At 68.3% G+C, this 12,472-nt stretch carries 13 protein-coding genes; 7 read left to right on the forward strand and 6 right to left on the reverse strand.

The window, feature by feature from the left end:
• The first annotated feature begins 69 nt into the window (after window positions 1-69).
• The 5 genes from ABFP37_RS04830 to ABFP37_RS04850 are packed head-to-tail and all read left to right on the forward strand — an operon-like array spanning window position 70 to window position 6,017.
• Window positions 70-780, forward strand: coding sequence for an NUDIX domain-containing protein (locus ABFP37_RS04830; protein WP_078026664.1), 711 nt, complete (start codon window positions 70-72; stop codon window positions 778-780).
• Window positions 777-2,087: a quinolinate synthase NadA gene (gene nadA, locus ABFP37_RS04835; protein ID WP_078026663.1), complete on the forward strand. Its 1,311-nt coding sequence runs from the start codon at window positions 777-779 to the stop codon at window positions 2,085-2,087. The genes ABFP37_RS04830 and nadA overlap by 4 nt, the downstream gene beginning before the upstream one ends.
• Before the next feature lie 19 nt (window positions 2,088-2,106).
• On the forward strand, window positions 2,107-3,981 hold the full coding sequence (nadB, locus tag ABFP37_RS04840; RefSeq protein ID WP_347032878.1) for an L-aspartate oxidase: 1,875 nt from the start codon (window positions 2,107-2,109) through the stop codon (window positions 3,979-3,981).
• Window positions 3,974-4,846: a carboxylating nicotinate-nucleotide diphosphorylase gene (nadC, locus tag ABFP37_RS04845; protein ID WP_078026661.1), complete on the forward strand. Its 873-nt coding sequence runs from the start codon at window positions 3,974-3,976 to the stop codon at window positions 4,844-4,846. The genes nadB and nadC overlap by 8 nt, the downstream gene beginning before the upstream one ends.
• A 7-nt stretch (window positions 4,847-4,853) precedes the next feature.
• Window positions 4,854-6,017, forward strand: coding sequence for a cysteine desulfurase family protein (locus ABFP37_RS04850; protein ID WP_347032879.1), 1,164 nt, complete (start codon window positions 4,854-4,856; stop codon window positions 6,015-6,017).
• A 61-nt stretch (window positions 6,018-6,078) separates the two neighbouring features.
• Here the strand turns inward: ABFP37_RS04850 and ABFP37_RS04855 are convergent, their stop codons facing one another.
• Genes ABFP37_RS04855 through ABFP37_RS04865 form a run of 3 tightly spaced genes read right to left on the reverse strand, consistent with a single transcriptional unit; the run spans window position 6,079 to window position 8,210 of the window.
• On the reverse strand, window positions 6,079-6,612 hold the full coding sequence (locus tag ABFP37_RS04855; RefSeq protein ID WP_347032880.1) for a GtrA family protein: 534 nt from the start codon (window positions 6,610-6,612) through the stop codon (window positions 6,079-6,081).
• A gap of 34 nt (window positions 6,613-6,646) precedes the next feature.
• Window positions 6,647-7,501, reverse strand: coding sequence for a fumarylacetoacetate hydrolase family protein (locus ABFP37_RS04860; RefSeq protein WP_347032881.1), 855 nt, complete (start codon window positions 7,499-7,501; stop codon window positions 6,647-6,649).
• 46 nt (window positions 7,502-7,547) lie between these two features.
• Window positions 7,548-8,210, reverse strand: a complete 663-nt coding sequence (locus ABFP37_RS04865) for a DUF1684 domain-containing protein (protein WP_078026657.1) — start codon at window positions 8,208-8,210, stop codon at window positions 7,548-7,550.
• Window positions 8,211-8,313: 103 nt separating this feature from the next.
• Here ABFP37_RS04865 and ABFP37_RS04870 point away from each other — a divergent pair, with 103 nt between their 5' ends.
• A complete protein-coding gene (locus ABFP37_RS04870; RefSeq protein WP_078026656.1) occupies window positions 8,314-9,102 on the forward strand; it encodes a hypothetical protein in 789 nt (262 codons plus the stop codon).
• A 72-nt stretch (window positions 9,103-9,174) separates the two neighbouring features.
• On the forward strand, window positions 9,175-9,981 hold the full coding sequence (locus ABFP37_RS04875) for a transglutaminase family protein (protein WP_347032882.1): 807 nt from the start codon (window positions 9,175-9,177) through the stop codon (window positions 9,979-9,981).
• Here ABFP37_RS04875 and ABFP37_RS04880 read toward each other — a convergent pair whose 3' ends face one another.
• The 3 genes from ABFP37_RS04880 to ABFP37_RS04890 all read right to left on the reverse strand — a co-directional run bounded on the left by ABFP37_RS04880 (window position 9,982) and on the right by ABFP37_RS04890 (window position 12,285).
• Window positions 9,982-10,449, reverse strand: a complete 468-nt coding sequence (locus ABFP37_RS04880) for a MarR family transcriptional regulator (RefSeq protein ID WP_347032883.1) — start codon at window positions 10,447-10,449, stop codon at window positions 9,982-9,984.
• Window positions 10,449-11,606: an LLM class flavin-dependent oxidoreductase gene (locus tag ABFP37_RS04885; RefSeq protein ID WP_347032884.1), complete on the reverse strand. Its 1,158-nt coding sequence runs from the start codon at window positions 11,604-11,606 to the stop codon at window positions 10,449-10,451. The genes ABFP37_RS04880 and ABFP37_RS04885 overlap by 1 nt, the downstream gene beginning before the upstream one ends.
• A gap of 166 nt (window positions 11,607-11,772) precedes the next feature.
• Window positions 11,773-12,285 (reverse strand): hypothetical protein, encoded by a 513-nt coding sequence (locus ABFP37_RS04890; protein WP_347032885.1) that lies wholly within the window; start codon window positions 12,283-12,285, stop codon window positions 11,773-11,775.
• Between the last annotated feature and the right edge of the window lie 187 nt (window positions 12,286-12,472).

The raw sequence follows: 12,472 nt of genomic DNA on the forward strand, positions 1-12,472 counted from the left end.
CATTTTGACTATAACTAACCGGATGGTCAGCAGGACCCCCGAACGCGCAGTGAAGCGGGTGAGAAAACCGTGTACACCACCTCAGCCAACGTTGCCGAGCGGCAGGCCGCTCCGCCGTCGTTGGCCATTTCCACGGTGATCTTCGCCCTCCGGCCCAGCGAGGCCTCCGGCCGTCCCACGCTGTGGCTCCCGCTGGTCCGCCGGATCCGCGAGCCGTTCAAGGGCATGTGGGCGCTGCCGGGCGGACCGCTGACACACGCGGAGTCGCTGCAGGACGCCGCCTCGCGGAACCTGAGGGAAACCACCGGACTGGCCCCCAGCTACCTCGAGCAGCTCTATGCCTTCGGGGGTCTGCACCGGTCGCCCACCCAGCGCGTGGTGTCCATTGTGTACTGGGCGCTCGTGCAGCCGACCGAGGCCGCGCTCGCGGACGAATCGGAAAACGTCAGGTGGTTCCGCGCAGACAAGCTGGGCGATCTGGCCTTCGACCATAACTCGATCGTCGATTACGCGCTCTGGCGGCTGCGGAACAAGCTCGCCTACGGCTCCATCGCCTACCACCTGCTGGGGGAGTACTTCACGCTCGCCCAGGTCCGGGAAGTCTACGAAGCCGTCCTGGACACCCGGCTGGACCCGGCGAACTTCCGCCGCCAGGTCAAAGCCACGCCGGAAATCGAAGAAACCGGTGAATACCTCCAGGGCGGCAAGCACCGCCCGCCACGCCTCTACCGATTTACCGGCCGTCCCGGCCTCGACCCAGATAACAGGAGTACCCCATGAGCAGCGTCAATACGGCAATCCAGCTCATCACGCGTGAACAGGCCGAAAAAGGCCGCGCCGCAGCTGCCGGCAGCACGTGCAGCCCCGCTCTGGCCAAGGGCCCCTGGGACTATGACCTCGCGGAGGCGCTGGCCGGCATCCCGGCGTACGGTCCCGGAGCCTCCAGCGCCGACGTCGCGCCGCCGTCGACCCCGCGCCAGGGCCAGCTCCCCGAGGAGTACAAGCTGGCCGGTGACGCCGAGCTGGACGCCCGGATCCGCGCCGCCAAGGCCACGCTCGGCGACCGCGCCGTGATCCTCGGCCATTTCTACCAGCGCGACGAGGTGGTGCAGTACGCCGATTTCGTCGGCGACTCCTTCCAGCTGGCCAACGCCGCCCTGACCAGGCCGGACGCCGAGGCCATCGTGTTCTGCGGGGTGCACTTCATGGCCGAAACCGCCGACATCCTCTCGACGCCGGAGCAGGCGGTCATCCTGCCCAACCTCGCCGCCGGATGCTCCATGGCGGACATGGCGGACGCGGACTCCGTGGAGGACTGCTGGGAGCAGCTGGAGGAAATCTTCGGCACCGAGCCCGACGCCGACGGCCGGGTTCCGGTCATCCCCGTCACCTACATGAACTCTTCGGCCGCGCTGAAGGCCTTCTGCGGCAAGCACGGCGGCATCGTCTGCACGTCATCGAACGCCAAGACAGTGCTGGAATGGGCCTTCGAGCGTGGCCAGCGCGTCCTGTTCTTCCCGGACCAGCACCTGGGCCGGAACACCGCGAAGGCGCTGGGCGTCCCGCTGGAGCAGATGCCGATGTGGAACCCGCGCAAAGAACTCGGCGGGAACGACGAACAGGCGTTGCTGGACTCCAGGGTGATCCTCTGGCACGGCTTCTGCTCGGTGCACAAGCGCTTCTCGGTGGCACAGATCGAGAAGGCCCGCACTGACTTCCCGGGCGTCCAGGTGATCGTTCATCCCGAGTGCCCGATGGAAGTGGTGGACGCAGCGGACTCCGCCGGATCCACGGACTTCATCCAGAAGGCCATCGCCGCCGCCGTGGAGCCCACGGTGTTCGCGATCGGCACCGAGATCAACATGGTGAACCGCCTCGCGGCCCAGTATCCGCAGCACACCATCTTCTGCCTGGACCCGGTGATCTGCCCGTGCTCCACCATGTACCGGATCCACCCGGGCTACCTGGCATGGGTGCTCGAGGAACTCGTGGCGGGCCGTGTGGTCAACCGCATCACCGTCGACGACGCCGTGCAGCAGGACGCCAGGACCGCTCTGGAGCGCATGCTGGCCGCCAAGCCCCAATGACACGCGAAGTGAGCCCAGCATGAACATCACCAGCGGAACCGGTAGCCCCGGGCGCAAGCGGCTGATCGTCGTCGGCAGCGGCATAGCAGGCCTTTACGGGGCGCTGCTCGCCGCGGACGCCGGCGCGGACGTGGTGCTGCTGACGAAGGGCGCGCTCGCGGACAGCAACACGTACTACGCCCAGGGCGGCATTTCAGCGGTCCTGGACGAGCCGGCGCCGGGGGACACCGTGGCCGCGCACATTGCCGACACGCTCCAGGCCGGGGCGGGCCACTGCAACCCGGAAGCCGTCCGGGTGCTGTGCACCGAGGCGCGCCGGGACATCGCCGGACTTGGGCGCTTCGGCGTGCGTTTTGACCTGGACGACGACGGCGATCCCGCCTTGGGGCTCGAGGCCGCCCACTCGGCGCCGCGCATCCTGCACGCCGGCGGCGATGCCACCGGCGCGGGGATAGCCAACGCCCTCATCTGCGCCGTGCTGTCGGCCCAGGCCTCCGGACGGATCCGGCTGCTGGGCCACGCGCGTGCCACCGCGCTGCTCCAGTCCGGGCGGCGCGTGACGGGCGTCGAATTCCTCCAAGACGGCCAGCTGAAGACCGTCCAGGCCGACTCCGTCCTGCTGGCCACCGGCGGAGCGGGACAGCTGTTCGCCCAGACCACCAACCCCTCCGTCGCCACTGCCGACGGACTCGCCCTGGCCTGGCGCGCCGGAGCGGCGGTTGCGGACCTTGAATTCTTCCAGTTCCACCCCACCTGCATGGTACGCACGGCCGAAGCCGCCGAGGCGGACGCCAACCAGGACCCGCTGCTGATCTCCGAAGCGGTCCGCGGCGAAGGCGCCATCCTCGTGGACGCGGAAGGCCGCCGGTTCATGCGGGACTACCACGCGGACGCCGAACTCGCCCCGCGGGACGTCGTCTCCCGCAGCGTTGCCCTGCACCTGGCCGCACTCGGCGACCCCAACGGCCACGTCTACCTTGACGCCCGCGTCATCGAGGCCGCGAAGGGCCGGGGATTCCTGGCGAAGCGCTTCCCGACCATCACGCGGCGCACCCGCGAAGCAGGCATCGACTGGACGCGAGACCTGGTTCCCGTGGCGCCGGCCGCGCACTACTGGATGGGCGGCGTGTCCACCGACCTCCACGGCCGCACCACCGTGCCCGGGCTCTTCGCCGCCGGCGAGGTTGCCTGCACCGGGGTCCAGGGCGCCAACAGGTTGGCCAGCAACTCCTTGCTTGAAGGCCTGGTCTTCGGACGGCGGGCTGTAGAGGCGTTTCTTGCGGAGCCTGGGCCGTCGGCAGGCTCCGTTGGGGCATCGCAAGACGGCGGGTCCGTTGGGGCGTCGCCTGACGGCGCCCCTCCGCGTGCTAGCTCGGCCGCTGGCGGCCTCCCCTTGACGCACGCTTCCGGGACCCCGCCAGTTGACGCTTCCGGATCTCCCGTCGCCGGTTCCGTTGGGGCGCCTGACGCGTCCGGGACATTTGGAACTGAAGGCGATTTCCCTGCCTGGGAGTTCGAGGCTGCGCCCGCTCCGGGGCCAATTGAGGCTTCCTTTGCCCGGCCGGGGCCGTTTTCTCGGGGGGCGCTGCGGCGGCTGATGACGGCGAACGCCGGGGTCCTGCGCACCGGCGGGCAGCTGCGCGAGGCGGGCGCCGCGCTGGCGGAGTGGGCCGCCGTCGTGCGTCCCGACACCGTGCCGGACGCCGAGGACCCGCGCGAGCACGAGGACGCCAACCTGCTGCTGGCAGCCCAGCTGCTGGTCCATGCCGCCCGGGAGCGGCGGACATCGCTCGGGGCGCACTACCGCGACGACGGCAGGCAAGACGCTGCGGCCCCCGAAGACATTGACAAACGATACAGAATGACCCGGAAAGCGAGCCTCGTCCATGACTAGCCTGACCCTCCCCGCAGCACCCGTCCGGGAGATCCTGGAACGGGCCTTCGCGGAGGATGCCCCCAGCGGTGACATCACCTCGCAGCTGCTCATTCCGGCCGGGGCCCGTGCAACCGCGGTGCTCAATGCCCGCGTTCCCGGCGTCTTCAGCGGCGGCACCGTGTTCAAGGACGCCATGCAGCTGGTCGACCCGGACACCGAGGTGGAACTGCTGGTCGCCGACGGCCAGGCGTTCGACGCCGGGACCCGGCTTGCGCGGGTCAGCGGACGGGCGCGCAGCGTGCTGCTGGCCGAACGCGTGGGGCTCAACCTGGCGCAGCGGATGAGTGCCATCGCCACCCGGACCGCTGAATTCGTGGCCCTCGTGGACGGCACGAAGGCCCGCATCACGGACACGCGGAAGACCACGCCGGGCCTGCGGGTCCTGGAACGGTACGCCGTGCGGTGCGGCGGCGGAGCCAACCACCGGTACAGCCTGTCCGACGCCGTGCTGGCCAAGGACAACCACCTTGCCGTGATGACCGGGGGCGATCCGGGCAAGCTGACCGAACTTCTGGCGGCGGCGAAGGCCCAGCTGGGGCACACCACGCACTTCGAGGTGGAGGTGGACAGTGCGGACCAGATCGAACCCGTCCTGGCCGCCGGGGTGGACACCATCATGCTGGACAACTTCACGCTCGAAGAGCTCCGGGCCGGCGTCCGGCAGGTCGGCGGACGAGCCGTGGTGGAAGCCAGCGGCAACGTCAACCTGGGCACCGTTGCGGACATTGCGGCCGCCGGTGTGGACGTCATCTCCGTCGGAGCACTCACCCATAGCGTCACGGCGCTGGACCTCGGCCTGGACGTCGAGCTGACGGTCAGCTGAGCGGGCCATGATCTTCCTCGACGCAGCAGCCACCACGCCGGTCCGCCGGGAGGTGCTCGAGGCCATGTGGCCCTTCCTGACCGGAGAGTTCGGCAACCCGTCGAGCCACCATTCGCTGGGGGATGCCGCCGCCCGGGCGCTCGCGGAAGCCCGCAAGTCCGTGGCGGCCGTACTGGGATGCCGGCCGGCGGAAGTGACGTTCACGTCGGGCGGCACGGAGGCTGACAACCTGGCCGTCAAGGGAATTGCGCTGGCACGGCAGGCCGCGGACCCTGCGCTGGACCGCGTAGTGATAAGCGCCGTCGAACACCCGGCAGTGGAGGAATCCGCACGCTATCTTGAACGCTTTCACGGGTTCACGGTGGACGTGGCATCCGTGGACAGCTACGGAACGGTGACCGCCGAAGCCCTGGCCGCGGTGCTCCGGCCCGAAACGGCGCTGGTCAGCATCATGTATGCCAACAACGAGGTGGGGACGGTCCAGCCGGTCGCTGAGCTCGCCGCCCTGGCGCGGGAGCGCGGCGTTCCCTTCCATACCGATGCCGTGCAGGCCGCAGGGTGGCTCCCGGTCGATGTGAAGACGCTGGGCGTGGACGCCCTGAGCATTTCCGGGCACAAGCTCGGCGCCCCCAAGGGCTGCGGCATCCTGTTCGTGCGCGGCAGGACGAAGGCCGAACCCCTCATGCACGGCGGCGGGCAGGAGCGCGGCCGGCGTTCCGGCACGGAAAATGTGGCCGGGGCCGTGGGGCTTGCCACCGCGCTCACCCTGGCCCACGCGGATCAGGCGGCGCTCTCGGAACGGGTCACGGAGCTGCGGGACGAATTCATCAGCGCCGTGCTGGGCAGCGTTCCCGGCGCCGTGCTGACAGGCCATCCGGCCGACCGGCTGCCGTCCGTGGCATCTTTCTGCTTCCCGGGCACCAGCGGCGAGTCCGTGCTCCTGGAGCTGGAACGCCAGGGGGTGGTCTGCTCCAGCGGTTCGGCCTGCGCGGCGGGATCGGACGCGCCGTCGCCGGTGCTCCTGGCCCTGGGGATCGAGGCCGAGGTGGCCCAGACGGCTGTGAGGTTCAGTTTTGATTCCTCGGTGACCGCGGCGGACCTGGCGACCGCCGCCGCTGCGGTGACGGCCGCCGTCGGAAGCGTGCGGAACCTGGGCCAGATTCCCAAGTAAGGAGCAGCTGGCGCGGTTCTGAGCCCTGAAAACGACGCGAGCTGCTACCCAGTTGGGCTGGCTAGCGGTGCCGGGCGCGCCGGAAGATCCAGTGCCGCAGCATCGTGAACCGGACGGCGGTGGCGAGGAACCCTGACAGCGTGGTGGTCAGGAGTTCGTCGGCCACGGTGGCGTCGGGCCGGAGCCAATGGAGTACGCCGAGGCTGCCGCCGGTGATGACGAGGGCCACGAGGATCAGGACCAGGCCGTTGAGGTGGTCCCGGGCCGCCCTGCGCTGATCCGTGATCTTGAACGTGAGCCGCCGGTTGAGCGCGGTGTTCATGACGGACGTGATGATCAGCGCGGCGGCGTTGGCAAGCTGCGGCCCCAGCCATGGCCGCAGCAGCGTATACAGCGCCAGCGAGGTGACCGTGCACACGACGCCCACTCCCGTGAACCGGATGAGCTGGCGGACCACAGGGAAGCGAAGCACCCCGGGGTAGTGCCGGGTGGCGGGGAATCTCGCGGCGGCCGGCGCAGGTTCCGCGCCTGGCTCCGCCTCTGCCTGCTGCGTCCGCTGCGTGGGCTCGGCAACGGGCGCGGCAGGCGATTCCATGGCCCAAGCCTTTCACATGCTTCGGCAGATCCGGCTATCGCGCCGCCGTGACCGGGTTGGTGAGCTGGCCGATTCCACCCACGCGGCACGTGACGGTGTCGCCCGGCCGTAGGGGTGCGGTGGCCGCCGGGAAGCCGGTGAGAACCAGGTCTCCGGGGTGAAGGGTCATGAACGAGCTCAGGTAAACCAGGATCTCGTCCACTTTCCACCCCAGGTCCGCGGTGCTCGCCGTGGCCAGTGCGGAGCCGTTGTGGACGATGCCAATGGGCAGGTCGGCGTCGTCAAGCCCGGTGACGATCCACGGGCCTACCGGCGTAAACGTGTCCTGGCTCTTGGCGCTGAGCCACAGCTCGTCCGATTTCTGCAGGTCCCGGGCCGTCACATCGTTGCCAATCGTGTAACCCAGCACGGCGGTCCGTGCGTTGTCGAGCGTCAGCCGCTTCGCCGCGCGGCCGACGACGACGGCCAGTTCCGCTTCCGGCTCCACCACTCCGACGTCGGCCGTCAGTTCGATCGGCTCGCCGGGGCCGATGACGCTGGTGGCGGCCTTGTGGAAGGCCTGTGCCGGCAGGTCGCGGCCAGCCTGTCCGGTGTTGTGGGCCATGCCGAGCACGTTGGCCGGCGCGCTGGGCGCCAGGAACATGAAGTCTTCCTCGCTCACGGTGTCGCCCGGTTCCCATCCGCTGCGCGGCGTGCTGTTCGCGTTGGCTGGCGAACCCCGGAACGGCGAATCGACCACGGTCCAGAGCCGGCCGGCGTCGCTGCCGAAATCAGGGGCGCTGTTGGCGACGAAGAACTGCTCAGGGACTGTGGAGAGCTGGGCGGCGGGCTCGGCAGTAGGGGCGAGCGGGCGTACGCGGGCGATCCGCTGCGGGGCAACTGGGGTCATTCAGCCATCGTATGCGCCGGCCGGGAATGCCCGGGAAAGCGTGACGTCAGTAGAGCTCGCCCACCGGGATTTCGACGGCGAGCCTGTTGGCGGGGCCGGCGAGCGGGCACGCCCAGGCCTCGTTGTACGCGCACGACGGGTTGTAGGCGAAGTTGAAGTCGAGCACGAACTGGGCGTCGGGCCCGGAACCGCGCACGCCATGGAAAGCGCCTTTAATGGTGTCCAGCAGGTACCGGCCTGCGCCGTAGCTGCCGCCGGGGCGTCCGGCGGTGGCGTCGCGGAACGGCACGAAGATACCGCCCCCGTAGCCCTGCAGTTTCCAGACCGCCAGCTGTCCCATCTCCGGCAGGTCAAACGTTCCCAGCCGCACGAACCTGACCAGTCCGTCCGTGCCCGTTTCAACGGTCATTTCCCGCCCCGCGCCTTCCTTGGTCAGGGGCACGTGGAATCGGTAGATGGGATCGTAGTCGGCCGTCTTGAGTCCGTAGAAACTCGCCTTGGCCTCGGCCGTCAGGGCCGACGCCGGATGGGTGGCGAACATGCGGTCCCGTTCCTGGCGCCAGTACGCATGGGCTTCATCCGGGCTGTCGGCGGCGATTTTACGGACGGTGTCGTAAAGGGCAAACGTACGCAGCCGCCAGTCCGCGATGTCGACGGCTGACATGCCCGCCAGGGTCTTTTCCGCCGCGTCCAGCTCGTTATCCGCCATATCCCCCAGCCTAGCCCCCTTTCCGGATCCGAAACCCCGGGTCCGGATGCGAAACGCGGAAGCGGTCAACCGGGGAGCGCGGCGTCGCGGCTAGGCTGGAGGCATGACAGGGATCACACCTTCCCGCCGGGTAGGCATTGCCGCCGTCGTGCTGCTGGCGGCGGGACTCATGGCCGGCTGCAGCAGCGACGGCAAGGGCGCGCCGGCCTGGACTGCCGAGCCGGGCGCCAGCGGCGCGACGCCCGGGGCAACGGGTGGAACGTCGACTCCCTCGGCCACCGCTACCGGTCCGTCCGAGTCTCCCGGGGCAACGGCGTCGGCGTGGAAGGTCTTTTCCGACCCCGCCAAGACAGTCAGTTTCGAACTGCCGCAGGGCTGGATCGCACAGTCGGTGGATCCGGACAAGGGAACGCTGCCCGGCGCAGTGAAGATCGAAGTCAAGGACGCGGAGGGGACGTACCTGGCCGCGCTGCAGACCGGCCTTCCGGAGGCCGCTGCGGCCACGTGCGCCACGGCCGCCCGGAAGAACTACGTGGTGGTCAGCAGCGTACCCGTTGAGCTGCCCCACAGCGGGGGCGAGGGGACCATCGCCCCGCATGTGGTGTTCCGGGTGATTCAGGGCTACCGCTACTTCGGCTCCTACGGGATCACCAACCTGGTGGGCGGGGCCGATTCCAAGGCCTGCCAGCTGCAGAACGTGGTCCGCGGACTCCCGGGCAAAGGGAACTACTCCTTCAGTGACGTGCGCTCGCTGAAGCCGTTGGCGCCGGATGAGAAAGTTGCGCCCGCCAAGGCCTTCGACACCCTTGACCAGGCCGCCGGCTACGTCAACAAAGGGTCCGAATTCGCGAATGTCCAGCGGATGCTAATGTCTCTGAAGATCAAGAACTAGTCCGGCTGCCTCGGCACACCCCCCGGGTCCGTGGCCGTGACTGGCAGACGCTACCTCACACCCCGGAGTTACATGGAACGCACTGTCGCTGCCCGCCTGGTCTTCAAGACCGTAGCCGATACGAAGGTGGCATTGGCCATTTCCGTGGCCAGGAACCGCGGCTACGCTTCCCTCGATGAAACTCTATCGGTCACCGCGGCGGACACCGCTGTTCCGTTGACGGAGCTTTCCGACCACCACGGGGGCAGGTTCCATTACATGGAGTTTGCCGAACCGACGGAGGTCACCGTCGACTACACGGCCACGGTTGCGGGCTTCGCCGAGCCGGAGCAGGCCTCCCTCATGGAGCTCATCCGCTACGTCCGGCCGAGCCGCTACGCCGAGTCCGACCGGCTGCTCCCCACGTCCTATGCGGAGTTCGGCGGCCTTCAGGGTGAAGAACTGCTCCACGCGGTGCGCAACTGGGTATTCAGCGAACTCCGCTATGTCAGCGGCTCCTCGCGCGGCATTGACGGAGCAGTGGAAACACTGCTGAACCGGCGAGGGGTGTGCAGGGACTACGCGCACCTGGCCATTTCGTTGCTGCGGGCCAAGAACGTTCCCGCGCGGCTGGCCGCGGTGTACGCTCCGGGCCTTTCGCCGATGGATTTCCACGCCGTGGCCGAGGCCCACATCAACGGGGCCTGGTACGTGATCGACCCGACGGGGCTGGCACCCCGTGAGTCGATGCTGCGGATCACCGCCGGACGCGATTCCTCAGACACCGCGTTCCTGTCCACTGTGGGTGGGAGCCTGTCCCTCCGGGAGATGCGCGTCACTGCGCTGGTCAACGGCGAGCTGCCGGCAGAGGATCCCGGCAAGCTGGCCGTGATCCACTAGCTACCGCGCGGGCAAGGAAGCGCGGAGCTTCTCCGTCAGCCTCAGCAGCTCCCTCTGCTCTGCAGCTGTGAGCGCCGGGCCGACGAGTGCGGCGATGTCCCTGACGTGCTCGCGGCCGATCTGCTTTTGCAGTTCGGCGCCCGCGTCCGTCAGCATGAGCAGCACGCCGCGGCCGTCGTTAGGTGCGGGCGTCCGCTCCACCAGGCCGCGCTTCTCCAGCCGGTCAACCAGCCTGCTGAGGCTGGACTGGCTCAGGAGCACGTTGTCGTTGAGCTCATTCAGGCGCAGCCGCCCGGACGGGCACCTGGACAGGGTGAACAGGACGTCGTATTCGTTCACTGCCAGGTCCTTGAAGGCCGGCCCGGACTGCAGCCGGCGCATCACCGCAACCTGCGCCCGGAACAGCGATTCCCAAGTTTCCGCGGCCAGGCGAACCGGAGACGCTGCCGGGGCAGTCCGGGCGGCCATTACGACTCCCGTGCTGCGGGGGCGGCAGGAGCGGCGGAGGTAGCAACCTGGCCGGCGTCCGTCTCCGCGGCGGTGTTCTCGGCGGCGATCTTTGCCGCCACGCGCGCGGCGTGCGTGGGCGGATCCGGCACGTGGGCCGGCTTCAGCGCCGCGTACTCCTTGCGCAGCACCGGCAGGACCTCTTCGCCGAACAGGTCCAGCTGCTCCAGGACGGTCTTCAGCGGCAGCCCTGCATGGTCGATCAGGAACAGCTGGCGCTGGTAGTCGCCGAAGAACTCGCGGAACGTGAGCGTCTTTTCGATGACCTCCTGCGGGCTGCCGACCGTCAGCGGCGTCTGCGAGGTGAAGTCCTCAAGGGAGGGCCCGTGGCCGTAGACGGGGGCGTTATCGAAGTACGGGCGGAACTCCTTGACGGCGTCCTGCGAGTTCTTCCGCATGAAGAACTGGCCGCCCAGGCCAACGATTGCCTGGTCTGCCTTGCCGTGCCCGTAGTGCTCGTAGCGCTCGCGGTACATGCCGATCAGCTGCTGGTAGTGCTCCTTGGGCCAGAAGATGTTGTTCGCGAAGAAGCCGTCGCCGTAGTAGGCAGCCACTTCCGCGATCTGCGGCGTCCGGATGGAGCCGTGCCAGACGAAGGGGGCAACGCCGTCGAGCGGGCGCGGCGTGGAGGTGAAGTTCTGCAGCGGCGTGCGGAACTTCCCGGACCAGTTGACCGTGTCCTCGTCCCAGAGCCGGCGCAGCAGGCTGTAGTTCTCGATCGCCAGCTCGATCCCGTCCTGGATGTTCTTGCCGAACCAGGGGTAGACCGGCGCCGTGTTGCCGCGCCCCAGAACGAGGTCCACGCGCCCGTCAGAGAGGTGCTGCAGCATGGCAAAGTCCTCGGCGATCTTCACGGGGTCGTTCGTGGTGATCAGCGTGGTGGCCGTGGAAAGCGTGATGCGCTCTGTCTGGGCGGCGATGTACGCCAGCGTGGTGGTGGGTGAGGAGGAGAAGAAGGGCCGGTTGTGGTGCTCGCCGATGGCGTAGACATCCATGCCGATTTCTTCGACCTTCTTGGCAATCGCCACCGACGCCTTAATGCGCTCGTGCTCGGTGGGGGTCCGGCCCGTGGTTGGGTCGGTGGTGATGTCGCTAACGCTGAATACGCCGATTTGCATGATGTGCCTTCCGTTCGCCGGGGTGTCCGTGCCTGTTACAACTATAACTGATTTACATGCATTTGCATCTATCGGTTGATGTAACGCTCAGCACGGCACGTTATTCCCTCGACCCAACTGGGTAGCAGCTCGCGCCGTTTTCAGGGGCTGAAAACGGCGTGAGCTGTTACCCAGTTGGGTGCCACCCGTTGGCCCGGAGCGCGGCACGAACCTTCCGGACCGCTGCCTTCGCGTCGTTTTCCATGTGCCGCCTGGAGATCCTGACCAGGACCCAGCAGGCCAAGGCGAAGTCCTCTTCCCTGGCGATATCCCTGACGATCTGGGCGGGACCCGAATGGCCTTCGCCTTCGTACTCGACAGCAACGCGGTATTCCGGGTAGGCCAGGTCCGGTTGACGAACGACGCCGGAACTCAGCACTGTGGCCACGTTCAGTTGCGCCTCCGGCAGGCCCGCGCGGTCCAGCGCCAGGCGGAGGCGCGTTTCGGGGGCGGAGTCGGCTCCGATCCGCGCCTGCTCCCGGGCCAGCCGCGCCTTGCGGATTCCCGGCGTACCTTTGTGCCGGTCCAGCATGTCGGCCAGCTCCTCCCAGGTGGCATGGGCTTCGCTCCGCCCTTCGAATTCCAGGCGGGGAAGCCGAATCAGGTGGTCAGCTACCACGGTGAGTTCATCGATACTCATCCGCCGGGCAATATCCAACCAGGTGCGGGCCCTGCTGGTGACCAGAACCCCGTTCAGCTCCACTATTTCATCCGCAAAAAACTGCCCGCGATGCCCAGTGACGCCGCGCCGTCGCGAGATGGCCACGGAATCGGGCCGGGAAATGTGAATGCTCGGGGCGTCTGCGCCCGGAAGGAAACCCGGGTAC

This window comes from Burkholderia sp. RS01 (assembly GCF_039748055.1).
Taxonomy (GTDB): domain Bacteria; phylum Actinomycetota; class Actinomycetes; order Actinomycetales; family Micrococcaceae; genus Arthrobacter.

Excerpts from the sequence above, each read along its gene's own strand:
- nadA (WP_078026663.1), top strand. The coding sequence starts at position 777 with ATGAGCAGCGTCAATACGGCAATCCAGCTCATCACGCGTGAACAGGCC.
- nadB (WP_347032878.1), top strand. The coding sequence starts at position 2,107 with ATGAACATCACCAGCGGAACCGGTAGCCCCGGGCGCAAGCGGCTGATC.
- nadC (WP_078026661.1), top strand. The coding sequence starts at position 3,974 with ATGACTAGCCTGACCCTCCCCGCAGCACCCGTCCGGGAGATCCTGGAA.
- ABFP37_RS04850 (WP_347032879.1), top strand. The coding sequence starts at position 4,854 with ATGATCTTCCTCGACGCAGCAGCCACCACGCCGGTCCGCCGGGAGGTG.
- ABFP37_RS04855 (WP_347032880.1), bottom strand. The coding sequence starts at position 6,612 with ATGGAATCGCCTGCCGCGCCCGTTGCCGAGCCCACGCAGCGGACGCAG.
- ABFP37_RS04860 (WP_347032881.1), bottom strand. The coding sequence starts at position 7,501 with ATGACCCCAGTTGCCCCGCAGCGGATCGCCCGCGTACGCCCGCTCGCC.
- ABFP37_RS04865 (WP_078026657.1), bottom strand. The coding sequence starts at position 8,210 with ATGGCGGATAACGAGCTGGACGCGGCGGAAAAGACCCTGGCGGGCATG.
- ABFP37_RS04870 (WP_078026656.1), top strand. The coding sequence starts at position 8,314 with ATGACAGGGATCACACCTTCCCGCCGGGTAGGCATTGCCGCCGTCGTG.
- ABFP37_RS04875 (WP_347032882.1), top strand. The coding sequence starts at position 9,175 with ATGGAACGCACTGTCGCTGCCCGCCTGGTCTTCAAGACCGTAGCCGAT.
- ABFP37_RS04880 (WP_347032883.1), bottom strand. The coding sequence starts at position 10,449 with ATGGCCGCCCGGACTGCCCCGGCAGCGTCTCCGGTTCGCCTGGCCGCG.
- ABFP37_RS04885 (WP_347032884.1), bottom strand. The coding sequence starts at position 11,606 with ATGCAAATCGGCGTATTCAGCGTTAGCGACATCACCACCGACCCAACC.
- ABFP37_RS04890 (WP_347032885.1), bottom strand. The coding sequence starts at position 12,285 with ATGAGTATCGATGAACTCACCGTGGTAGCTGACCACCTGATTCGGCTT.